Origin of the sequence: Pseudohalioglobus sediminis (assembly GCF_008370495.1) — a bacterium.
GTDB lineage: Bacteria > Pseudomonadota > Gammaproteobacteria > Pseudomonadales > Halieaceae > Halioglobus.
Genome location: NZ_VTUX01000001.1, coordinates 821,141 through 844,929 on the forward strand (window position 1 = coordinate 821,141; position 23,789 = coordinate 844,929).

At 59.1% G+C, this 23,789-nt stretch carries 22 protein-coding genes; 1 reads left to right on the plus strand and 21 read right to left on the minus strand.

Annotated elements, in window-relative coordinates; genetic code table 11:
- Nucleotides 1–44: 44 nt before the first annotated feature.
- The 4 genes from groL to F0M18_RS03590 all read right to left on the minus strand — a co-directional run bounded on the left by groL (nucleotide 45) and on the right by F0M18_RS03590 (nucleotide 3,766).
- Nucleotides 45–1,688 carry a chaperonin GroEL gene (gene groL / locus F0M18_RS03575; RefSeq protein WP_149609986.1) on the minus strand — a complete coding sequence of 548 codons (1,644 nt, stop codon included), beginning with the start codon at nucleotides 1,686–1,688 and terminating at the stop codon, nucleotides 45–47.
- Nucleotides 1,689–1,745: 57 nt separating this feature from the next.
- The gene (locus F0M18_RS03580; RefSeq protein WP_149609987.1) at nucleotides 1,746–2,036 is read right to left on the minus strand and encodes a co-chaperone GroES; all 291 of its coding nucleotides are present in this window, start codon (nucleotides 2,034–2,036) and stop codon (nucleotides 1,746–1,748) included.
- 208 nt (nucleotides 2,037–2,244) lie between these two features.
- Nucleotides 2,245–2,670, minus strand: a complete 426-nt coding sequence (locus tag F0M18_RS03585) for an FxsA family protein (protein ID WP_149609988.1) — start codon at nucleotides 2,668–2,670, stop codon at nucleotides 2,245–2,247.
- 52 nt (nucleotides 2,671–2,722) lie between these two features.
- Nucleotides 2,723–3,766: a DUF481 domain-containing protein gene (locus F0M18_RS03590; protein ID WP_149609989.1), complete on the minus strand. Its 1,044-nt coding sequence runs from the start codon at nucleotides 3,764–3,766 to the stop codon at nucleotides 2,723–2,725.
- Between the two features lie 27 nt (nucleotides 3,767–3,793).
- On the opposite strand from F0M18_RS03590, the gene F0M18_RS03595 reads away from it, so the two are divergent.
- A complete protein-coding gene (locus tag F0M18_RS03595) occupies nucleotides 3,794–4,117 on the plus strand; it encodes an MGMT family protein (RefSeq protein WP_149609990.1) in 324 nt (107 codons plus the stop codon).
- Nucleotides 4,118–4,149: 32 nt separating this feature from the next.
- On the opposite strand, the gene F0M18_RS03600 is transcribed toward F0M18_RS03595, so the two are convergent.
- From F0M18_RS03600 to gspG, 17 genes are all read right to left on the minus strand, one after another.
- Entirely contained in the window at nucleotides 4,150–5,274 is a 1,125-nt protein-coding gene (locus F0M18_RS03600) for a hypothetical protein (RefSeq protein WP_149609991.1), read from the minus strand.
- Between the two features lie 25 nt (nucleotides 5,275–5,299).
- Complete coding sequence (locus F0M18_RS03605; RefSeq protein ID WP_188109586.1) at nucleotides 5,300–6,502, minus strand: AmpG family muropeptide MFS transporter; 1,203 nt, start codon at nucleotides 6,500–6,502, stop codon at nucleotides 5,300–5,302.
- 81 nt (nucleotides 6,503–6,583) lie between these two features.
- A complete protein-coding gene (locus F0M18_RS03610) occupies nucleotides 6,584–8,536 on the minus strand; it encodes a sulfotransferase (RefSeq protein ID WP_149609993.1) in 1,953 nt (650 codons plus the stop codon).
- Between the two features lie 36 nt (nucleotides 8,537–8,572).
- Complete coding sequence (locus F0M18_RS03615; protein ID WP_149609994.1) at nucleotides 8,573–12,121, minus strand: glycosyltransferase; 3,549 nt, start codon at nucleotides 12,119–12,121, stop codon at nucleotides 8,573–8,575.
- Between the two features lie 69 nt (nucleotides 12,122–12,190).
- Entirely contained in the window at nucleotides 12,191–13,105 is a 915-nt protein-coding gene (locus tag F0M18_RS03620) for a glycosyltransferase family 2 protein (RefSeq protein WP_149609995.1), read from the minus strand.
- A gap of 9 nt (nucleotides 13,106–13,114) precedes the next feature.
- Nucleotides 13,115–13,966 carry a peptidylprolyl isomerase gene (locus F0M18_RS03625; protein ID WP_188109572.1) on the minus strand — a complete coding sequence of 284 codons (852 nt, stop codon included), beginning with the start codon at nucleotides 13,964–13,966 and terminating at the stop codon, nucleotides 13,115–13,117.
- A 138-nt stretch (nucleotides 13,967–14,104) separates the two neighbouring features.
- Nucleotides 14,105–15,691 carry a hypothetical protein gene (locus F0M18_RS03630; protein WP_149609997.1) on the minus strand — a complete coding sequence of 529 codons (1,587 nt, stop codon included), beginning with the start codon at nucleotides 15,689–15,691 and terminating at the stop codon, nucleotides 14,105–14,107.
- A 99-nt stretch (nucleotides 15,692–15,790) separates the two neighbouring features.
- Nucleotides 15,791–16,231, minus strand: a complete 441-nt coding sequence (locus tag F0M18_RS03635) for a hypothetical protein (protein ID WP_149609998.1) — start codon at nucleotides 16,229–16,231, stop codon at nucleotides 15,791–15,793.
- A gap of 247 nt (nucleotides 16,232–16,478) precedes the next feature.
- Nucleotides 16,479–18,629, minus strand: a complete 2,151-nt coding sequence (gene gspD / locus F0M18_RS03640) for a type II secretion system secretin GspD (RefSeq protein WP_149609999.1) — start codon at nucleotides 18,627–18,629, stop codon at nucleotides 16,479–16,481.
- Between the two features lie 32 nt (nucleotides 18,630–18,661).
- Entirely contained in the window at nucleotides 18,662–19,390 is a 729-nt protein-coding gene (locus F0M18_RS03645) for a hypothetical protein (protein ID WP_149610000.1), read from the minus strand.
- Complete coding sequence (gene gspM, locus F0M18_RS03650; RefSeq protein WP_149610001.1) at nucleotides 19,387–19,956, minus strand: type II secretion system protein GspM; 570 nt, start codon at nucleotides 19,954–19,956, stop codon at nucleotides 19,387–19,389. Before gspM ends, F0M18_RS03645 begins: the two co-directional genes overlap by 4 nt.
- Nucleotides 19,953–20,966, minus strand: coding sequence for a PilN domain-containing protein (locus F0M18_RS03655; protein ID WP_149610002.1), 1,014 nt, complete (start codon nucleotides 20,964–20,966; stop codon nucleotides 19,953–19,955). The genes gspM and F0M18_RS03655 overlap by 4 nt, the downstream gene beginning before the upstream one ends.
- A gap of 15 nt (nucleotides 20,967–20,981) precedes the next feature.
- On the minus strand, nucleotides 20,982–21,821 hold the full coding sequence (locus tag F0M18_RS03660; RefSeq protein ID WP_149610003.1) for a type II secretion system protein GspK: 840 nt from the start codon (nucleotides 21,819–21,821) through the stop codon (nucleotides 20,982–20,984).
- A complete protein-coding gene (locus F0M18_RS03665; RefSeq protein ID WP_149610004.1) occupies nucleotides 21,818–22,423 on the minus strand; it encodes a prepilin-type N-terminal cleavage/methylation domain-containing protein in 606 nt (201 codons plus the stop codon). Before F0M18_RS03665 ends, F0M18_RS03660 begins: the two co-directional genes overlap by 4 nt.
- Nucleotides 22,410–22,820 carry a type II secretion system protein gene (locus F0M18_RS03670; protein ID WP_149610005.1) on the minus strand — a complete coding sequence of 137 codons (411 nt, stop codon included), beginning with the start codon at nucleotides 22,818–22,820 and terminating at the stop codon, nucleotides 22,410–22,412. The genes F0M18_RS03665 and F0M18_RS03670 overlap by 14 nt, the downstream gene beginning before the upstream one ends.
- On the minus strand, nucleotides 22,807–23,382 hold the full coding sequence (locus F0M18_RS03675; protein ID WP_149610006.1) for a pilus assembly FimT family protein: 576 nt from the start codon (nucleotides 23,380–23,382) through the stop codon (nucleotides 22,807–22,809). Before F0M18_RS03675 ends, F0M18_RS03670 begins: the two co-directional genes overlap by 14 nt.
- Entirely contained in the window at nucleotides 23,357–23,782 is a 426-nt protein-coding gene (gspG, locus tag F0M18_RS03680; protein ID WP_149610007.1) for a type II secretion system major pseudopilin GspG, read from the minus strand. Before gspG ends, F0M18_RS03675 begins: the two co-directional genes overlap by 26 nt.
- Nucleotides 23,783–23,789: the final 7 nt, after the last annotated feature.

The following is a 23,789-nucleotide window of genomic DNA, read 5'->3' on the forward strand; positions in this document are numbered from 1 at the left end:
GCCCGGCACGATGGCCGGGCTTGTTCAGTAGTGGCTCGAACAGCTTACATCATGCCGCCCATGCCACCCATGCCACCCATGTCCGGCATGGCCGGCGCGGCAGCAGCGTCTTGCGGCGCATCGGCAACCATCACCTCGGTGGTGATCATCAGGCCAGCCACGGAGCCGGCAGCCTGCAGTGCGGTGCGAGTAACCTTGGCGGGATCCAGGATACCCATCTCGATCATGTCACCGTACTCTGAGGTCGCGGCGTTGTAGCCGTAGTTGCCCTCGCCCTGGCGCACCTTGTCGAGCACCACGGAGGCTTCGTCGCCTGCGTTACCCACGATCTGGCGCAGCGGACCTTCCATGGCACGCAGCGCTGCTGCGATACCGTGGTTCTGGTCTTCGTTGTCGCCCTTGAGGTCGCTGATCGCTGCGATAGCGCGCACCAGTGCCACACCACCGCCGGCAACCACACCCTCTTCAACCGCGGCGCGGGTTGCATGCAGGGCGTCTTCTACACGGGCTTTCTTTTCCTTCATTTCGATCTCGGTGGCCGCGCCAACCTTGATCACGGCAACACCGCCGGCCAGCTTGGCCACGCGTTCCTGCAACTTCTCACGGTCGTAATCAGAAGAGGTGTTCTCGATCTGTGTGCGGATCTCACCGACACGTGCAGTGATGGCGTCATGATCGCCAGCGCCATCAATGATGGTGCTGTTGTCCTTGTCCATGGTCACGCGCTTGGCGCTGCCCAGGTGCTCAAGAGTCGCAGACTCCAGGTCCAGGCCCACTTCTTCGGAAATCACAGTGCCGCCGGTCAGGATAGCGATGTCCTGCAGCATGGCCTTGCGACGGTCGCCAAAGCCGGGCGCCTTACAGGCTGCCACTTTCACAATACCGCGCATGTTGTTCACCACCAGGGTCGCCAGGGCTTCGCCTTCCACGTCCTCGGCGATAATTACCAGCGGCTTGGAAGCCTTGGCAACCTGCTCCAGCAAGGGCAGCAATTCGCGGATGTTGGAGATCTTCTTGTCGACCAGGAGGATATAGGGCGATTCGGATTCAACGCTCATGCTGTCCTGGTTGCTGATGAAATAGGGTGACAGGTAGCCGCGATCGAACTGCATGCCTTCTACCACGTCCAGCTCATTTTCCAGACCGGAGCCCTCTTCAACTGTGATCACGCCTTCCTTGCCTACCTTGTCCATGGCTTCGGCGATGATGTCACCTACCTGGGCGTCGGCATTCGCGGAAATGGTGCCCACCTGGGCGATGGCCTTGGAGTCTTCACAGGGAATGGAGGCTGCCTGCACCTGGGCCACGGCAGCGGCAACGGCCTTGTCGATACCGCGCTTCAGGTCCATGGGGTTCATGCCTGCAGCGACGGACTTGAGCCCTTCGTTGAGGATGGACTGGGCCAGCACAGTGGCGGTGGTGGTGCCGTCACCGGCGGCGTCGGATGCCTGCGAAGCCACCTCCTTCACCATTTGCGCACCCATGTTTTCGAACTTGTCTTCCAGCTCGATTTCCTTGGCTACGGAGACACCGTCCTTGGTCACGGTGGGCGCACCGAAAGACTTGTCCAGAATTACGTTGCGGCCTTTGGGGCCGAGAGTTGCTTTTACTGCATTGGCGAGAACATTCACGCCGTTGAGCATACGAGAGCGAGCGTCGTCGCCGAAATATACGTCTTTAGCTGCCATTTTCTAAATCCTTAGTTGTAACTGTGGGTCTATGTATCGCTGGGAGTGCGTTTGCCATTACTCAACGACGGCAAAGATCTCGCTCTCACCCATGATGATCAGTTCTTCACCATCGATCTCGATGGTGTTGCTGCCGGCGTACTGGCCGAAGACAACGGTATCGCCAACTTTCACGGCGAGGGGGCGAACGTCGCCATTGTCCAGGACCTTGCCTTCACCGACGGCGACGATTTCACCCTGGTTGGGCTTTTCCTTGGCGGAGCCGGGCAGGACGATGCCGCCTGCGGTGGTTTCTTCCTCTGCATTGCGACGAACGACCACACGGTCGTACAGCGGACGGATACTCATTTCTGTAAATCTCCTAGTACTGTGTTATGAGAAGCCCCGAACCAGGGGTTGCCTTGGTCTATGGGGGCGCAGGATAGCTTTTCAAGGCTTAATTAGCACTCTTTTCAAGAGAGTGCTAATTCTAGGGAAGGATTTGCTTTCGTCAAGCCTGCCGGGCGCTGTTTACCGCGGCAGGGGGAAGGGAATTTATCTATTTAAATTCAATGAGTTAATTTATATCTCGCTCATCCAGACGGGTATATTGCCCTTCGATGATGGTCTCGCTTTCCACATCCCTAGCGGGCGCGTACGGCTCCACTGCAGGACCACCCAGTGCACCGGCAAGGCGCCGTCGGAGTGGCCCTATCATGACCACCACCGCGGCGACATCAGTCAGCATCCCCGGGAACATCAACAATACGGCGGCCAGTCCCATGGCCATATCATCCACCAGCAGTTGCGGCCCGAGCACACCACCCTGCTGCAGAGCGCGCATGCGCTCAAACATCTGCATACCCTGGCGACGCAGGATCAGGCCGCCCAGCACCAGGGTCGCCAGCACATAGAGCAGCACGGTCAGGGCGCTGGTTTCGATACCCAGTTGTACCAGCGTAAACAGCTCCAGCCAAGGCAGGAGCATAATCAACAATCGCATAGTGTTTCTCCGTTACAGCCGATATGGGGACACAGACTGCAAAAACCAACCGCTACCAGTCGTAGTTGACCCCGACAGACCACTTCCGGTCCACTTTATCGATCGCCGTCTCCGCTGGCAGGTTATCGTAGTTATATTCCAGCTGGATGACTGAACTGAATGATCCGTTTATCGGATATTTGACTCCCGAGATGGTATTGATTTCGAAATCATCCCCCTGCTTGAAAGACTGCATCAGTGCGTGTCGGTGGAACACCTCGAGGCCCTCGCTGTTGACGCGCCAGGCGAAGTCGAGGTTCCACAGGAACGCTGGTCGCGCACGCCGAACCCCGGTGGTGAAACGCTCATCCACGTAGTTGAGGGTCCCCTTGCCCAGCAAGTCGAAATACGCCGTCTCCAGGAACTGGTAACCCATACCCGCACCGGCCGATGCACGCTTGTCCAGTTCCCGGAATTTGTCCTCCTCGTAAAACGCATTACCGGTCGCGAACCATTGCTCGGTGAGAAACTGGTCATACTGGTAGGAGCCCAACCAGGACTCCCGGGTCTTGTCGCCATTGGAACTCTCGTCCTGGTAACGCAGCCCGATAGTATGGCGTGACTCAAGGTAACGCAGTTCGGTTCTGGCATCGAGATCGTACCTGGTGATATCGGTATTTCCGGCGGCATCCTCCAACGCCAGGATGACACTGCCTTTCTTCTTCAACCAGGGCTGTGGCTCGGTGATGGTTTCCCCTGCGGCCACTACCAGTTTCCAGTCGGAAAGCCGTTTGATGCCCTCGTCGCAGTGCAGGTGCTGCTTGCCCTGTTGGAGAAACATCCAGCAATTGCTCATCTCCTCACCGGTGGTTTCAATGTCAAAGTGATCGCCGCTCTGGATAAACTGCACATGATGCAAGTCGATATACAGGTCGCCAAGAATTGCCGATTGCCACTGCACCTGGCCATCCGCTATGCCAATCATGGCACCGGTGATGGATTCACCGTCAGTAAAATGTAGCCTGTCAGCCAATACAGTCGCTGGCAGGAACAACACCAGGTAAAGCAATGCGAGGTTCCACCGCGCTGCGCAAAAGGAACGATTGGTCAGTATCAATTTGAAAGTCCTGTAAACTTGTCTGCAATGGCTGAGATCGAACCCGACATTAACCAGAGAATCTGGCAGGTAGTGACCATGATTCCGCGTGGCAAGGTCGCCACCTACGGCGACGTCGCCGCGCAGGCAGGTCTGCCCGGTGCCGCGCGTCGCGTGGGTCGGGCGCTCAAATACCTGCCGCCGGGAACGCGCATACCCTGGCACCGTGTCGTCAACGCCCAGGGTGGCATTTCACTGGCTGATGGCTCTGCGGGCAAGTATACCCAAAGGGAAAGGCTGGAGGCAGAGGGTGTGTCGTTCAAGGCCAATGGCAAGATCGACCTGGGACGGTTTCGCGCGTTCACCAGGTAGGCAAGGGGCTTCCACGCCGGAGCGAGCAGCAATCACTCACCCTGGGCGTCGCCCTCCCCCGCGCTCGCCTGCGCAGCCGCCAGCATTTCGCTGAGCCTTTTATTCTCCGCCACCAGTGCGTCGTTGCGATCGGCAAAGGTGTCGATCAGTTGAGCCATTTCGTTCACCAGTTCGACATAGTACTCGGGAGGGATAGCGTCCGCCGAGGGTAACTGTGTCTTCTCTGCGCTGGCCTGCACTTCACTGAAGGCGTCCTCTGCAGAGAGAAAGCGGTTGAGAATACCCACCTTGCGATTAAACCGGGCGGCCTCTTCCTCATCAAACTGCAACACCATCGACAGTGGCTGACGGGACGCCTTGCGCAGCGCCTGGTAAAACAGGTGCAGCCGGCGCGCCAGCCCTCTATCCGGGTTGTAGGCCCCATCCTTGTACTGCGGATAGCGACTGTTGAGTTCGAGCAGGAAGGCCACCCCGTCCGCGCCCAGCGACTGGTTGCTCGACACTTCCTCGAGGGCAATATCGGCCGGACTCGGCAAATCAAGGGCGTGGAAAAAGTCGTCCAGCAGGCTGCCGTTGTGAAATGCTGCAGGATCAAACCGCCTCAGCACCAGGTTTTCCTCACCGACGCTCTCCATCCAGCGTTCCAGGAAGCGGTAACCCATACGCTGCTTGGTGCCCTGCAGCAACGTCTCGGCGTCTACCGGCTGCTGCATTTCCTTCACATCCTGCTCCCACTGGCTCTTGAGCGATTTCAGTGGGTCGCGCACGTAGGCGATGGCACGCACACAATCAAAATACGGATCCACGAACAGGCGCAACTGCTCAATTTCATCCCGGGACAGGCGCGTCAGGTTCTCCGCAGATACGATGCAGGTGCCCTCGGTAATTCCCGAAAACAGGCCCGTCCATTGTTGCCGCAGACATTGCAGCTCCGATTCCCAGGCCTCGTCGTCTATGGGCGACAGCTGCTTGTACAGGAAGCTTTTTTTCGGGTTCTGCATGAACAGCACGGTAAAATCGAAGGAATGGTTGTAGGGCTGCCATGGCGCACAGACGATACCCTCTTGCGCCAGCGCTGCACTGGCGCTACCCAGGCTGTTCTGGATAGTGGTACTTCCCGTCTTGGCCATACCGATATGCAGGACCAGCGTTTTCATGCAGTAACTCCCTTAGCCTGGACTCTTAGCGCGTGGATTGTGGTGTACGCCATGGTGCCACCCAGAGCAGCAATAACATGCCGGGAATTGCCAGCACAGCGCACAGCAGAAAGAAATCCACCCAGCCGACGTGCTCCACGATGATACCGGTGCTGGCGTTGGCAAAAGTCCGCGGTAGTGCTGCCAGCGCCGTGAACAGTGCGAATTGCGTGGCAGCGTATGTCTTGCTGGTCTCTCTGGCTATGAATGCAGTAAATGCCGCGGTGCCCATACCCACGCCGAGGTATTCAAACGAAATGACTGCGGCCAGCAGCCAGAGCGAGGCCCCCACGGACGCCAGCACCGCAAATCCGAGAATGCTCACCACCTGCACGACGCCGAACAACCAAAGGGAACGGTTGATCCCCAGCTTGACCATCAGGCCGCCTCCCAACAAGCCGCCGATGATGGCAGGCCATAACGCGGCGTGCTTTGCCACCAGCCCTATCTGTGTCTTGGTAAAGCCCAGGTCGAGGTAGAACGGGGTGGCCAGCGCCGTGGCCATGTTGTCGCCAATCTTGTAGAGGAACATGAAGCTGAGCACCAGCAGCAGCCCCTGCCACCCCCTGCGCGCCAGGTACTCGCGAAAAGGGGCAACTACCGCATCCCGCAGCCCCTTGTTTTCCGGCAGCTCCGACTCCGGCTCGGCCACCGCCAGGCTCATTGCTATACCCACCAGCATAAAGGCGCCGGTTATCCAGAACACGCTGCTCCAGGGCAGAATGTCTGCAAGAATCAGGGACAGGGAGCCAGGCACCAGCGACGATATCCTGTAGGCCTGGATGTGGATGGCGTTGCCAAGCCCCAGCTCCGCATCCGGTAGCAACTCGCGACGGTAGGCATCGAGGGCGACATCCTGGCTGGCGCTGAAAAAGGCGACGGCAAAGGCCAGCCAGGCAATGGTGGCGACATCCTGCTCCGGCTGCAACATGCCGAGCCCGCCGATAGACAACAACAAGGCCACCTGAAAGACAAACATCCAGCCCCTGCGCCGCCCCAGGAAAGGGGGAATCCAGCGGTCCATGAACGGGGCCCAGACAAACTTCCAGGTGTAGGGAATACCGACCAGCGCAAACAGGCCGATCTCCGCCAGCGACACGCCGCCTTCATGCAGCCAGGCTGGCACCAGTTGGAACAATACATACAGCGGCATGCCTGATGCCAAACCCGTGAACACGCAGATGAGCATGCGCCGGTTGAACACGGACTGCTGCCATGAGCCTGCGGATTCAGACAAACCCGGTACCTGCGGCCTGGTGAGAAGGCGCCATCAGGCTACCTCGAAACCCAGGTTTTTCACGAAGTTGACGTCCTCGGCGGCGAACTGTGACAGGTCCTGCTGCCGGAACCTGCCCGTGGTCGCTGGGGGCGCGATGTCGGCAGCCAGCTCCGCGATCTTATGCTTGCTGACCGGTATGCCGACAAACTCGCGCAGGGCCTCCAGTTCGCTGTCCGGGTCGGTACAGAGCCGATCGAAACTCAGGAAATGCAGTCGGTGGCCCATACGCTGGCGGAAGCCCTGCATGCGCTTGTGTGCTGCAACCCAGTAGCGCAGGGCATTCACCGGTGTCGCTGTGATATCCCCCTCCAGCAACAGGTCACCCCAGAAGTACTTGAGCTGGTTCTGGTTTTCGCTGAAGGCCATATCGAGACCGTTGCGGACGACATACACGTACTTCATTTCCGGGAAAGAGCGATCCAGCATGGGCAGCAGAATATGTGTGTTGGGTTGCTTCCAACCCCAGTGCTCCGGCAAATCGTCAGCAGCGGGGACAGACAGGATCGACTGGTGCGCGGTGCGCAGGAGATCGGGGGGTAGCACCGGGCTGCGGTCGTGACTGCAGGCCTCATCCAGGGTGGTCTTGAGCTCTGCGGGAACCTCTTTACCGTGGCGCATGGCATTGGTGAATAGCCAGGCCAGCCTGTCCAGCTCCTCGTCAGAACGCAGCAGCACTGATCGCCGCACATACAGCAAGCTGAACCAGAGGTTGTCCAGTGATTCGTTCAATTCACCGTTAAAGGCGACCCCCATATTCTGCAGCAAACTCACCACCAGCCGCGTACCGCTCCCCCCGAGTCCACCGATGACAATCGGCGCAGTATCGCTTGGCGAAATTTCATAGCGCGGGGAAACCAGCAGGCTGCCGAGCACACTCTGGGCGAGGAAGCGAGCGGCACGCCTGCGCTGGAATGCCATGGCATCCTTGTAAGCCTTGATCTGGTGACCGAGATAGCGAACCAGGCCCGGGTCATACTGTTTCAGGTAGTCGGTGATGATGGCCGCCGTCCCGACCGAGAGGTCTATCCCCTCCCACTCGTCATTGGCTGCCGGTTCCGGGTCCAGGAAGAGCTGGCCATCGTCACGCCCCAGGAACTGCCTGGCGACCTGCTCATTGCCAGCGCGGCTGTGCTCAATAACTTCCAGGCGCTGCGCGGGTGACAGCACTGCCTGGCTGGAGAATACGCTGGTAGAAGACACATCCATTTCGGCGGAGTACTGCATCAGCAGTTCATTGAAACGGGCATTTTTTTCCGCATCCTCGACCAGGCAATTCACCATGCGTTTGTATTCGCCGGCAACCAGGGAAAGCCGCGGGTTGGAATTCCCCAACTGCAGGTCAAAGCGCTCATCCAGTTCCACGCCAAACACGTGGCGCATGAAGTCCCTGCGTATGTCACCGTCATGGAACTGCTGCTTTTCGTATGGTCGTACGATGACCTTCCCGGGCTCCAGTGAATCCGCCCAGGGCGCCAGAATGCGTGGGTAGTCGAAGCGCTCCATCTGCTTGTGATAGATCAGGTCGATGCGCCGGCGCTGGGGGCCCGCCTTGATCTGCTGGTTGTAGCTGGCCATGATGATGTTGTCCTGCCTGCGCAGGTACACCACCACGTGCACATCAAACCAGGCTGACACCTGGGCACAGAACTTCCTCGCCTTGGCCTCATCCGCCCAGGCCATGAGTTCCGAAGAAAGCAAAATCGCCCCGGGCTCTTCCTCCGCCACAGCAGGCGCCCACTGGTCCACTTGCTCAAATTGCCATTGCCCCTCCAGGAACCTGGGTATATGCGGGGAAAGCAGGTGATGGGCATTGGACATGATGCCACGCTCGGGATAACTGATCCCTACCTGCGCCAGCGCATCACGGTTGTGAGCGAAAAAATCCTGCAAGGCCGTGGTACCGGTCTTACCCATACCGATGTGTAGATAAAGCTTTTTCTTCATTGTTCGCTTCTTCCTGCCTTCATGGTCACGCCGGTCTCACACCACTGTGCCCATCGCCTGCCGGTAGGCAGCATCATGTTTGCTGGCTAACACGTCAGGATTGAATTTGTCTTTCGCAGAAGCCACCGCATCGCGCATGCCCGCATAAAACGCGGCGTCACCTGCACACCTGGCAATCAACTCGGCCAGGGCGGAAACGTCGATACTATCACCATCCAGAGGCAGCACAGCCCCCGCCATGCCCTCACGGCCCTGCAGCATCCGGGCGATCTCGCCCAGATCGGTAGCGAGGAAAGGCACTCCCGTCTGCAGGCATTCGATGATGACTAACGGGAAACTTTCACCACGAAACTTGGAAGGCAGGAAACCGAGGTCAGCGGCGGCGAAGTAGCCGCGTACGTTGCGCTGGAACCCCTGCAGGTGCACGTATCCCGGCAGCGGCTGTGCCTGCAGGCGGTCGTATTCTGGCCCGTCGCCAACCAGCACCAGGTGAATATCCGCCCCGTCGAGACTGCGCGCCTTGCCGACGGACTCGATTGCCTCGGTCCAGCCCTTCTCCTCCATCGCCCTGCTGACCAGGCAGAGCACGAACGCCTCTTCGGCTATACCGAGGGATGCACGCGACACCGGCTCAAAAACCTCTTCCTCGAGCGCATTGTCGATACATTGAAGCCTGGCGTGCTCCAGTAAACCGTGCCGGCGTATGGCTTCAAGATTTTTCTCAGCGACGTAGATCAACTGCGCACTGCGCTGCACCAGACGGGGCAGGATGGGTCGCAGATCGTAGTCATTGATAGTCTCGTACATACCATGCAGGGTGACGACTGTCCTGACATCGAGATCCTCGGGCAGGATATCCAGAATCGTGCTGTCCATCCATGCATGGTGGGAGTGTATGACATCAATTTCAAAATCACTGACGATACGTTCGAGCTGGCTGAAGTCAGACACTACGGGAATGTCGCGCCGCAGCCTGTTACGCACCCCCTCCTGTCTCGGCTCGCGAGCACAGTCGAGGTAGGTCACATTGTAGCCATGAGCCTTCATTATATTTGCCAGGCTCACGGGGAAGGTTTCGCCACCCCCGGCACAAAACGCGTAGGACGCCATCAACAAATTGGGCGCTTTCCGGGTGCCCGCTTCCTCGATACGCTCGATGCTGTAACACCCCGCCAGGGCCGCATCGGAATAGTTGCCCCTGGTTTCACGCCAGTGAATTGCCAGGTTTTCCCGCAGCCTTTCGAAAACCGAGGGAGGCACCTCGTAGTACTGCCGCACCGTACGCGCCACCACTTCGTGTTCGCGATAGAACTCATCCTGGGAGTAAGAACTCACCGAGGTGTTTGCTCCGTGTATCCGGTAGTAGTTGCATGCCTCAGGCGAATAGGCGAGCATGCCGCCGCGCAACAGGTGAAGATATAACACCCAGTCGCCGCAGGTGCGCATTTTGCGCCACTCGGGATCCTGCAGTATTTCCAACTGCCGCGGCGTACGAAACAGCGCGGAACTCACGTTGGGCACGATATTTTTCACCGCAAAGGCATCGCGAACGATGGCAGCGCCGGTCTCGACAATCGCATGATTCCAGCGCTGCGGATCGATATCGTGCAGATACTCGTTGATCGACCAGATCTGCTGCTCGCCAGCGCCGTCCATGAACACTGTCCGCGCGTAGGCCAGCATGATCGCTTCATTCTCGAAGTAAGGCACCAGCGTCTCGAGGAAGTTTTCGGTGCACCAGTCGTCGCTCTCCGCAATCCAGACGATTTCACCCTGCGCGAGGTTGAGACCTTTTTCCCATTGGTGAAACACCCCGCCGGAGTTGTCATCGTTGATCACCAGCGTGGAGCGTTCCGGGAAGCGCTCGTGGAACTCGCGCAGCACGGCGGCGCTCCCGTCTGTCGAGGCGTCATCCAGCAGGATTACCTCGTAATTAGGGTAGGTCTGGGAAAAAATCGACTCCAGGCGCAGTGGCAGGTAACGCTCGTGGTTGTAATTGGGCACGATCACACTGACCAGCGGGGCAAACCCGTCGCTCGCTTCCTGTTGCTGGTAGCGCATCGGGGTGAGCAATCCCGCACTGGCGGGCGTGTGCATGTCCTTTGGCGTGGTACCAAACACCCTGTTCATACCGCGAAAGGCTGGCCGCACCACGCGGCGCAGGCCCCACGCGACAGCGGGCTGCTTGATGCTCATACGGTGGTAGATCAGGATCGCGCGCAGGCGAAACTGCACCCAACGCCCGGCTGACCAGGACCTGAGTCGCTGCAGGCGAAAGCCGACGCTGCGCAGTGGACGTGTCAGGCGCCAGGAAGTGGATTGCTCCATCTCCTGCACCTGTTGTACACGCTGTTCAAGTTGCTCATGCAGGTAGTCCTTCTCATCCTGCAACTGCAGGTTCTGGCCTTCCAGTTCGCCGGCTCGCTGCTGCAACTCTGCAACAATGCCCTGCATTTCCTCCGTAAAACGCTCGGTCTCCGCAGACTGCGCCTGCAGTTGCGACTGCAACTCCCGGATACCCGACTGCAAGTTGACCACTTCATCCCGCAACGGTCTTAACACGTCCTCGTGCTCCGAGCGCATCCTGCCTGCGTTATCTGCTGCTTCCGTGAGCTGCCGCTCCAGGTTGACGACCACATCCTCGCTTTGCGCCAGCGCCAGCCGATCACGGCGGCAGGCGATGCTCAGGCGGGACAAGGCAGGGGCGGCGACTTCTGACAACCGTTCGCGGGTATCCGCCCTTTCATAAATAGCCTGCGCAGACGCGAGGTCAGCTGCAGAAAGCCCCTCCTGCACCACCGACTGTATGGCGTTCTCAAACTCCAACACCTGGGGAAACCCGGACTGAAGTTCCGCCACGGCGTCGTCATTGCTGGCAGAGCGATACAGCGCGCGATCCACAAAGCCGCTACTGAAACGTTCGATGCTGGCGTTGTCCACCGGCAGATCGAGAAACGCTGCCAGCGCCCGCACTGTTGCCTCGGGCTGTTGCAACAAGTCGCTGTAGGCAACGAACCAGGTTCGCGCGGCGGGCGCCTGTTGCAATGCCTGTGCGGTTAACGACAGCCACAGCGCCGCGCCCTCAAGCAGGTCTTTGCCGTATTCATAGAAGGCCTCATTGGCCCGGGCGCGACTGCGCTGGGACAGCGCGACTTCCACGGCCGGTCGCAGGGTATGTACGTAGTAAACGTCTTCAGCAGCATAGCCCGCATGCTCGATCGCAACTTCCCAGAATTCCAGCAATTGGCACAGGCGCGGGTCCTTCATCACCGCTACTGGCACGCCGCCATAAAGATTGGTCAAAAGGTCAGCAGCGTCCTCGAGCCAGGAGGCTATGTCGTCGGCATGCCCCCAGTCGCCCAGTTGAAACAGCGGATTGTCCCAGCTGCCGCCTAAATGAGCGAGCAGCCTGTCGTTAAATTCGACGATGTCAGGGTGTTCGTAAAAGCCCTTCTGGTTTTCTTCATTGGCGTAGTACTCACCGAGGCAGGCATCTGCTCCCAGGCAGGTTATCGCCGCGGCGCAGAGGGAGGTGCCGGAGCGATGCGCCCCGAGAACGATGATCAACTTCTTGGTTTCAGACATACGCACCGGAATTCACCGGACCAGATACTCAATGAACGGGGAGATGGGGCTGCATTATACGCAAACGCGCTAGATTTTCTTAAGAATCGTCGCCGCCAGAAGCCCGCAGCTGCCACTGCGGGTCTGGGCATAGATACCACCGCGCTGCCAGGCACATAATCGCTGCCAAAAAGACCCGTGCCGCATTTGCTCAAACACGGCCAGCAACGCGCGATTACTCTCTGTAAGCAAATGCTCGCAGTTCCTCAGTGCGCGCACGTTACGGTCATTCCACGCGCGGTTATCACCGCCGAGAAATTTCAGGTAGCGTGCGGCGCGCGAAGACCAGCCAAGGTTCGCACCGACCACGTTGCCAGCATGTTGTCGATAATCCAGTGAGGGTTCCGGGTCGTAGATCACTACACCCCCGGCACCGCTCACCAGCAGGTATGCCCACCAGTCATGCATCACCACATCCACATTGCCCGCCGCGAGCAACAGCCTGCGAGCGGCAGCGTTCATCACCATGGTGTTGCCGCCGGCGATATTCTGCACCAGGGCATTGGCGAAGGCAGGCGGACGGCGAAACAGGGGCGAATAACCGGCGATATCTCCACTCTCAGACAGGGAGCGCGTTCGAGCGCAGTAGAGGGCGGGCGTGTCATGCGCTACACCCTGCAGGGCGGTCATCGCGCGCGTCAGCTTGTCAGTGTGCCAGACGTCGTCCTGGTCACAAAAGGCAAACACGTCCGCCTCGATCTCGGGCGAACAGAGCAGGGAGAGAAAATTGGCCCGGTGCCCGCGGCCAGGGCCTTTGCGCAGGGACAGCTGTGTGCCGCCCTGCCCATTGGCGTATGAGTGCAGGATCGACAGCGTACCGTCAGTGGAGCCGTCGTCCGAGGCAACGATCTGGCCTTCGCACCCATCTGGAATAACAATGGAATCCAGTTGCTGGCGGAGGTAACGCTCCCCGTTATAGGTGCATAACAGTACCGCCAGTCTCACCGGTGCACGTTACTCCTGAGCTGTGTAAGGCTCGAGGATAGCCTGGATCGCTTCATTGTCGATCACGGTGCCTTCACTCATCTGGAACTGAGCGACAAAATCTTTCATCGCCAGGCGACGGTACTCGTCTTCCAGCTCCTTGATCATATTGCCCTTCACTTCCTCGAAAGACTTATAGGACTTCTCCTGGATACCGTCCAGGCGAATGATATGGATACCGAACTCGGAATTCACCAGCTCGGAGTACTCGCCCACGTTTTCAATGCTGAACAAGCCCTCGCTGTAGCGGGGCGAAACACCCTGCTCACCAAAGCGGATCCAGCGGTTGAACTTGCCACCTTTCTGGGCAGCCCCGGGCTCGTCTGAATGCAGATTCACCATTTCGCGGAAATTCGCACCAGCGCGCAGTTGATCGAGGACTTCCTGTGCTTCTACCATCAGGTTGTCCCTGGGTACTCCAGGCGGTGATGAAAACAGGATATGCGACGAGATACGACGTTCCGGAATCAGGGCGTACTTGTCTTTCTTGACCGTGTACTGCTCCTCGGCAAGCTCCGCGAAATCGGGCATCTCGATGCTGGCGGATACTTTTCGCAACATGAAGTCACGCTGGTAAGCCCGCAAACCATTGAGGTATTCCATCTTGAATTGTGGATTTTCGGCAATGTAGTCATCGGCCTCTTCGGCCAATTTTTTGTTAGCCAGAGCGAGGTTGATCAATTCAAGGCGATCACCCTCATCCGCGATGGCCGCCTCACGCATCTGTGGCGTCCAGCGGGTAACTGTATCCGCGAACTCTTCAAAGGTAAGGGTCGTATTGCCGTCCTTCACCACGACCTGCTCATTTGCATTAACGGACACAGTCGCTGTCATGAATACGACACAGGAAACAATTGCTTGGAGAAAACGCATAACCGGAGTCACTCTCTATACGTGTGTTACAGGAACAAAAAAGCCGACACCCGCAGGTGTCGGCTCTCGAACAGCTTCCTAAGGGAATTAGGAAGACTGAGTGCGGCTGTGAGCCACGATGCGGCCGTAGTTGGCGGCGGGCAGAGCGGCGAAGTTACGCTGCCATGCTACGAAGCCAATCATCGGTGCAGGTGAAGTCACAGAAGTACACGCCATGGCCGGAATATCGTAGCCAAGAAGTGCTGCCAGCGGGTTTACAATCCCTGCTGTGTTGTACTCACAAACCTGAGTATTCGGAGCAGAAGTTGCAGCCAGGCTGGTCCAACCGAAGCGGGCGCCGTCAGGCTTGGGTACTTCGATGAACTCAGGAGCGTTCAGCACAGGTGCGGAACCCCACTGGATCACGTTCACTTCCTTGTCCAGAACATCGGTAGGAATATCGGTCGGCGGCTGCGGAGATACTACCAGGTCGCCTTCTTCAACTACGATGCCTTGCTCTTCACGATCGTACACAGTGAACTGTGCAGTCATCGGGATGTCGCGGAAGTCACAAGGAGGAATGACTTGTCCGTCAAGGCCTGTGCCGGTACCAGTGATGGTGGTGCCGCCGCGAGTACATACCTCGAGGCCGGTATCCAGACCAAACTGGTAGAAGGGCTGGTCGAACATCAGGTACTGACCAGGGATGGTTACAACCCAGTCGGTGTCAACAGAGAAGTCACCAGCAGAGTTGGCAGACCAGTCGTTGATCAGCGTCTGTGCACCCAGGGTTACGCGCAAGCTGTCATACACGGCAACGCCAGAAGTGGCACCGTCTGCAGCACAAGCGGGTTCAGGCGCACCACCGAGCAGGTCAGGATGGTCGAAACCACACAGATCACCGTCGAATGTACCCAGCTGCTGGTTGGTCATGGCCGGGCCGTCGAGGTAGTTTTCAACGTGTACAGCGTTGTCGCCGAATTCCACACCGGTTTCATCAGACTTGATGAAGTAGGACACTTTCAGAGAGTTAGGCGCTTCTTCCCAAACGTTGGGAACCGGAGTCGTTGCGCTTACTGCGCGGACGAACTGGTGCGTTACACCTGAAGAGATCACACCACGAGTGGCCAGGTTAGCGTTGCCAGCCGCATCACGGTTACGGAAGAAGTTATCACGTACGCCGGCACAGTCAGCAGGTACGCCAGTGGCGTCGTGCTTGGCAGCCAGAGCGACAGCAGAAGTTTCAGAAGCCGGAGAACCCATGCTCAGGATCTCGATGTAACCAGTCTCTGCGCCTTCACGGTAGATGTCAGGCATTACGAAACCGCCAGCGGGGTAAGCCGGGGCAGTACAGCTGTTGTCGTTGGAGATGAACTTGATGTCTTCGCCAGACGCCTGGACGAAGCCGGTGTACATGTCGTTCGGGGACAGTACAACGTTAAAGTCCAAAGCGTCCATGGAATCACGCGCGCGACGGAAGCGGATTTTCAGCGCCTGTGTGCGAGCAGAAGTGTTAATAACGTTTACGCCGGTAGCGTAACCTTCCTGTACTGTGTAGTACGGAACGATCGCCAGGTCGCCGAGGTCAGTTTCAGCAGCCAGGTCACCAGTTTGCGCGTTTACAGTGCCTACATAGCCGGCAGAAGCAGCTGCAACCGCAGCAACAATGCCAAGAGGCTTGAAGTTTGTGTTCATAGGAGACTCCTAATGTTTAGTCTTGTTTACAACCTAATGTACTTACGTTGCTAGCGCTATTATTGCTAGCTGCAGCCAGCTGTCAACCGACAACTACAGCTAATAGTTGGCACTAAACCACCACTCACCGTCGACAAGGATCCACCTCTCGTGCAGTTCGCGTGGCATAGCACCCAACGCTTTAGCCGCAGCTGAGGTTTGTTTGGTTGGCCTGGACATGACCCGGACCACCACACTTGCTACAGCTGCAGACGGATCATAGTGAGTTACCTCGATCCCTGTCAACTCCCAGTCAGCGGTATATGAAAACTTTTTTACATACAGATGCTTAGGGAAAACTTCTCTATAAGCAGGCGAACTGTACTCCCAGGCCTTGCCCCAGTCGTGGGCGATGCGCGCCTGCCAGCGCTGCTCCACCCTGTCACGTAGCACCTGGCGCTGCTCCTCGGTGAGTTCCCGGGAGGGTTCGGCAGCCTGTTGACAGCCTGCGAGAAAGACCACTAGGACCGCAGTGAGCGGCAATAAAAATCGCTGTAACATATTGATTTTCTTGACCATTTGTTTCAGAGGGGCGCGATTATACTCGAATCGACATTGAATTGATATGAACCCGCGAAAAGCCCACCAGCTACAGTGCCCGATGACAGAGGCATATGCTGCTTCGGGGCGCCTGCAAGCGGGCCCGAAACACGCCGGCCAGGACCCGTAAGGTCGTCCCCAGAGGCGCGATACCAACCAATGCGGTAACGGATACTAATTTTCGTGAAAAGTACCAAACGGGGGCGGTCTAGATGTCATCTTCGTCGATCAGCTCGAGATTGCGCACGCGCGCGCGCATCTCACGGCTGACTTCCCTGAGCTCGGATTCATTGTACAGGGCCCGCGGAGTAATGATGACCAGCAGTTCGGTGCGGTTGCTGGTGTCCGAATCCGTGCCGAACACCGAACCGACAAACGGAATCGAGTGCAACCAGGGTAGCCCCTGTGACGCGGTGCTGGCATTCTCACGGATCAGCCCGCCCAGCACCACTGACTCGTTGGTGCGCACGGCAACGCGGCTTTCGATATTGCGCTCAAGAAAGGCACGCTGGCCGGTGGCAGCGTCGATTTCACCGACATCGGTCACCGACTGCTTCACATCCATGGTCACCAGGCCGCCCGCATTCACCGAGGGTTTCACCTCCAGCTTCACGCCGGTATCCCGATAGGAAATAGACTGGGTAACGCGATCGCTATCGCTGGCCAGTGACTCGGTCTGGGAATCAATGATCGGTACCTGCTGGCCAACGTGGATGTAGGCTGAATGATTGTCCAGCACCATCACCGAGGGTGTGGAGATAATGTTCAGCAGGCTCTCTTTGGCCAGCGCATTCAGTACCGCGCTGACATCGCCCATGGCGTTCGTTACGGTATAGGAAAAGCCGGGCAATATGGACGCCGGCCCCGTTGCATCGGCAATACTGGAGAGAATGCCCTCGCCATTGTAGTCACTGCCAATACGGTTGGAAAAAGTCCACTCCAGACCGTAGCGCAGTTCGTCCGTCAGGCTGACTTCCAGGATGCTCGCCTCGATGATGACCTGCGTGGCCACCACGTCCAGCTGCTCCAGCGCCGACTCGATAATGCGGTACTGCATGGCACTGGCGTAGATCATCAGGGCGTTGTTTTCGTCATCCGCCACCACACGCACATCCGGCCCGCCCTCGCGTCCGCCCATCATCGCCTGCATATTCAGGTTGGCTACCGAACTACCCGCTTTAACGTTGTTGCTGGACTTGCGACCGCTGCCGAATGTCGAGCCCACGGATTCAGGCGACATGCCCGGAGCAACACCACCGGCGTCGCCCACACTGTCGCCGTAACTGTTGTCAGTGCCGCCTGAACCGGAGTAGATGCTGTTGATCAGCTTGGCCAAACGCTCTGCCGTGGTGTTCTGTACGGGATAGACATAGAGGCGCTGGTCGAACTGCGAATAGTGCGCCGCATCCAGGCGTTCAATCCATTTCTGTACGCTGTCCAGGTAATGCGCACGCGGCGTCACAATAAGGATGCTGTTGAGGCGCTCAACCGGCACCACCCGCACCATATCCTTGAGGTTACTGCCCCCCTCCTCGCTGCCCATCATGGCATCCAGTGCCAGCGACACTTCCTCGACACTGCTGTTCTCCAGCGGGAACAAGCCAACCGACATACCCTTGAGCTGGTCAACATCGAAGGTGGAGACAATATCCAGCCAGCCGTCCAGCTGCGCTCGCGTGCCGGCAAGCATCAGCAGGTTGCGGGTGCTGTCCACGCGCACAAACGCGGACTCCTCGGCCACCGGTTTGAGGATCTCCGCCATGTTTTTGGCGCTGATAAATTGCAGGGGCACGATAACGGTGGAGTAACCGGCGATATCGTCGCGCGGATTGGTCACCTGCGGCGTCAGCTTGCTGCCGCGGTTGGAACCGGTCACCAGGTAGCGGCCGTCACTGCCACGCACCATGATGGTGTTATTCGCCTTGAGCAATGACTCCAGCACCCCCAGCAACTGTGCACGCGGAATAGGAGTTCGCGTACGCAAGGTGACCTGCCCCTGTATGGGATGATCGACGATGTAATCGAGATTGAGAATGTCGCCCATGATGGCGTGGGTGACCTCACTGAGCGGCGCCTGCTCGAAATTAAGGCTGACGTCATCACCCACAAACCTCACCGGCTCCTGCTTCTGTGGCATGTTGATATGGCGGTCGGTGCCCTTGTAGACGACGGCCTGTTGCTCCGGCTTGTCCTCGTTATCCCTGGCGAGATCGGCTGCCGAAGTGGCCAGCGGCTTTTCCTGCGCCGCGGCCTCGCCCGGTGCTGTCGTATCGACCGCCGTTGAGTCACTCCCCGTGGTGGCGCAGCTGCTTAGCAAGGCGAGCATCAATGCTGCTGCCGTGATCCGATTCGTTTTCATTCCTGTTGGCCTGTTCATTTGGTCTTTTAATATCACCTTGCGCCCCTGTCGCCGCCACCCAGACTGAGGCTGTCGCCGCCGGCCGCGGGTGCGGGCTTACGCTTGTTACCGGGAGGCGCCTGTTTGCGGGGCGTAGCCTCGGCCTGGGCAGCAGGGGGCGCATCACTGGCCTCTGCCTTACTGCCCTCGGCCGCTGGCAATTCCTCCGGCGGCACTTCGGCAAACTCGATCTTGCCCCGTTTCAGTGCCAGTTTTGCCTCGCGCCCATTGCTGCTGAAAAGGGCTTCTGTCGATCCCACGGACTGCAGCGTCCAGCCCTTGATTTCCTGGCCCACGGTCACGCGGTGTTTCTTGTCTTTTGCCAGCACGATAATGCCGGCGGAGTCGCCTGCCCCGAACACGCCGGCCAGCTTCAGGCCTTCAATTTTTTGCGGCTTGGCATCTTTGCTTGCACTTGCCGTGGTTTCGGCGGCTGGCTGCTCAACTGCATTCACAGGCCTGCGTGTTACCCAGAACAGCGGGCGCTGGCGTATACCCGCGCGCGCATCTGCGGGCACCGCCTGCATCGCCACCAGGTCCCGGGTCGCCAGCGCTTCAGAGGTAGGGCGAACCGGATCGGGCACCGACGGCACAATCGCCCGGTACAGCCCCCAGAGCACCTGCAACACCAGCAGCAGCACCAGCACCAGCAGCACAAGTTCCACGCGCCGTTCAGTCTGCAAGGGTTCGGTGAGGTTGCGGTAGCGGCTGGCCAGGTTCATATCACCGACCTCAGCGACAACAGGCGGATGGAGACAGTAGCCTCCTGCACTTCCGGCTGGTCTTTGCCACGGCGCGTTCGCGTGGGCCAGACATCCAGCCCCTCAACAATAATCAGCGGCGTGAACTCGGCGATTTCCGCCAGCGCGCGATCGAGGCTGTCCATGTCACCTGCCACCGTGAGTTTGACGCCGATATAATCAAACTTTTCTTCCTCACGCACCGGCAACACCTGGCTGTTACTGACATTCAGGCCCGCATCGGACATCAATTGCCTCACATCGGTCTGCATCGAGGCGGCAACAGATGCGCGCTCCTCACTGGCCGGATACACCAGGCGCGCGATCTGCTGCTGGGCCATAACCGCCGAGTCATTGAGTTGCTCCTGCACCTGCTGCAAGCCCTGCAAGCGCGCAATACGCGGCGCCAGGCGCTCTATGTCACCGGCATAGCCGGCGCGCAAGCCCCAGACATTGAATAACAGGTTCAGGTATACCAGTAACGGAACCAGCAGGGTAAGACCACAGATGATGGCGCTGCGACGATGTGACTTGATCCAGTCGATCACGATGCCTGACCCCGCAACTGAATCTTGAGGTGGAACTGCTCGACACTGGTGCCGGGTATCTTGCGGATCGGGCTGGCGGCGATAACCCCGCTGTAATCCGCCTGTTCTGTCAGCATTTCCATTACCGCCGCCGCATCGCTTGCCCGCCCACGCAGGTCGATCTCCTGGGCTCCGACGGACAGGCGCTCTACGTAAGCCGAATCACCCAGGATTTCAGTCAACCGCGCCAGTTCATGATGTGCGTTGGGATAGCGCGCCACAATGTCATTGACCGCGCCGACCGTTTCGTTGGCGCTACCCAGCATGGCGCGCATGCGTGACGCATCTGCTGCTTCACGCTGTACCACATTGGCGAGGCCTTCTACTCGACCCAGTTCCAGTTTCTTGAAGCCGGCGCCGACACCGGCGAGGGTCAGTAACAGCAAGGCGGCCACGGCTACCATCGCGCCCACCCGAATCAGGCGCCGACGATAACAGCGCTCGCGGGCACCCTCACCAAAACCACGAATGACAACCATGTTGCCGTCTACTTCGACCCAGGCTTCCTGGGCATGGGCGTCGTGGCTGTCGTAATGCTGGCCTATAAACGCCATCGCCGCGCTCAGTGAGACGATAACCAGGTCGAGTTGCAGCGTGTCATCTGTGCGCCCGGAGATATACCAGCCATGCCCCGTGTCTGCGGTGGCGAACGGGCTGTTTGCAGCCACTTCCAGGGCAATGGCAGATTCCAGATCCGCTTCTACCGCCAGCGGCAGTCGCAGGCGCCGTACCAAGACTTCCTCTTCGGGCAGCAGCACGGCGTTGCAGTCAGCCTTTACCGCATCTGTCTCGCGACCGGCGTGATAGACCCGCGCGCCGCGCTCGGTTTGCAGCCTGACCGGTTCATCGAGGTGGGTGCGCACGGGAGAATCATAGGCCCACAGCAGATCGCGCCATGCGGCGACAAAATGCCGACCCAGTTGACGCATGTCGTAGCCGAACAGTTCCCAGTTCTGACCCGAATCAAACATGCACGATCCCCGTTATCATTGTTGTCTTCCCACTACCCTGGGAGCCTCGGTGCGCACACCTCTCCACGGTAGCGAGGACCCTCTTGCGGCCTCGGTCTTCAACCAGCGGCGTCGCAGCCAGGTGCGCCCGCCGTAACTGACCAGCGCGTCGGCCCGGTATACGCCACTGCGCAGGCGGGCGCTGGAGCTGTTCGCCGACATCGATTCACGTCGTTTCGCGACCGCGCCTGCCTGCCCCGGATTGAGCGCGATCAGTATGTCCAGCATCTGCTCCGGCGCGGCGCTCCAGTCGACCGAGCCGCTGGCCCAACTGCCGGCGACGGCGTAGTCGCGAATACCATCCAGTAAAGTGCGGTTCACACCGTCTACCCGCAGCATATCTTCCAGCGAATAGAAGCGCCGCATTTTCACCCGCGAGCGTCGCTGGCTGGCCTGATTGGTATCGGCCGCGCCACTGCGCCACTTTAACACACTGGCAGCCACGTTTTGCGCCTCGCCGGGTTCCAGCCTGCCGGCAAACTGAAACAAGGCCTGTAACACTTCGGCGGGGGCACTATTGATATCCACGAAGCCCGAAGCCGGGATAATGCGCACCAGTACATCGACGTCACCCAATCGATGACGGGACTCTGAAATCAATGGTCCCTGCGCTGAGACATCGAATCCGCTCCTGCGTTCCAACATAGCTAACTGTATCGCGCCATCGCCAGCGGCCACTGCCTTGGCCCTGGCCAGGTGAATCTGGGTGGTCTTGGTGTCGACCCGGGCCGAGGCCACAATACCGGCGACCAGCAGCGACATGCCGGCGATAAACCAGACCACGATCGCCAGCGCGACGCCACCCTGCCGGTTCATCGCTGCACCCGCATGATAAGCTCCGGCCAGAACCGGCCCGATGACTTCACTTGCAACCTGGCCAGCGCCGGCGCGACCGCGTTTTCTTCCCAGCTATCAACCCACTCGCCGCCATATTCGGCACGCAGGCTTACGGCAAACTCCTCGAGGTTGTCCACCAGTGTCCGCGAAGGCGCTTCCTGCCATGCCTCGTCCTCAAGGCCGGTCGCAGTGGGCTCGAGCCAACGCAACACCAGTCGCTCACCGTCAGCAGCGACACGTACCACGTGGGTGCCGCCATAGGCCTCACCGAAGAGCAGGTTGGTTTTCCATTCCAGGTACCCCTCGCCGATACGGAAATAAGTCGCCTCGCGCCCGCCGCCGCCCAGGGACAGTCCGCCGCCGCCACTGGCGCCCACTACGGCTGACTCCATCAGGTCGCGCAGGAATTCGCTAACCGTGCGCACCTCATCCACGCGCGCACTGACTTTCTCCAGTGCACTCTGGGTGTTGCCCAGGGTGCGCATGGCGGTCACGGTGCCCATCAACACCAGGCTGAGGATAGTCAGGGCGACCAACACTTCAACGAGGGTAAAACCGGGTGCCTGTTTACCGCGATCCACTGTCGCCCCCCTCTACCACAGAATGCAGCACGATTTCCCGGCGTTTGCTGCCATCAAACCAGGCCACCACAACTTCCAGCGCATGCATGCGGGCCTGGCCGAGTCCCGTGCGCTCGAGCTCGATCGGACTGGTCTGCACGCGCCACATATAGCCGCTTGCTGTCTCGCCCTCGGCATTGACGCCCTCGGCGGGCACCACCCCGTGGTCGGCCAGCAGCGAGCGCGCCATTTCTACGCCATAAGCGTAGCGCTCCCCTGTGCGGACATTGCGCGTGGCACCGCTCGCGGCCTGGTACAACGCACCCAGCGCGAGTGCGAGAATGGATATCGCCACCATCATTTCCAGCAGGGAAAAACCCCGCTGGCCACTGGCGGCAGAATCGTTACGGCTGCTCATGCCTGACCTGGGTCACGCCGCCCATCAACCAGTCCACGGCGATACGCACACCGCGACCGCCAGGCGCGGTGATGTCGATATCACCGCCAGTGGAGCCGCCCTCGGGATAAAAACGAATCACGCCGGCGGCGCCCTGGTTGACCTCGCTGGCAGTGGTGACAGCCAGCGTAAAGTCATCGGGGAGAAGCAGGGTCTCGCCGGCGTATTCGACGCTGCCCTCGCGCGGTCGAAACAGGACGTCCTGTGCCCTGCCGGTATCCATGGCCTGCTGGCGCGCACCGCCGAGAGCGCTGAGGACATCACGTACCGACTGGCGATACTGGATGGATTCGTAAAAGCGCATGGAACCTGGCACCGTGACCGCAATGACCAGGCCGACGATGGCGATAGCCACCATCAGTTCCACCAGTGTGAACGCTCGCTGCCTGGCTCCTGCAAAAGGACCCGGCTTCGTGCCCGCTGCCAGGGCACGGGGTCTGTGAATGTAGCCAGTCACTGCAGGTTGCAACGGCGGCGGTAGCCGCAGGCGTCCCGGGCTACTTCCAGTTGCCCACGTCGGCATCTTCGCCGTCACCACCGGGAGCCGCGTTGGCGCCGTAGGTAAAGATATCGACCTCGGCGTGCTCACCCGGATACTTATACTGGTACTCGTTGTTCCAGGGATCCATCGGCACATCGGACTTCAGATACGGCCCGTTCCACCCGGTCGCATTGGCCGGCTTTTTCACCAGGGCTTCAAGCCCCTCCGAGGTCGAGGGGAAACGCCCGACATCGAGCTTGTACATTTCCAGCGCCTGTTCCAGGTCCTTTATCTGGATACCGGCAGTCTTGGTCTTGGCGCCGCCCAGTTGATTCAGGACCTGGGGGCCCACCAGGCTCATCAGCAAGCCCAGAATGGCCAGCACCACCAGTAATTCCATCAGGGTAAAACCGGCTGTATGTTGTCTCGTTCTACGCATCATATTCACG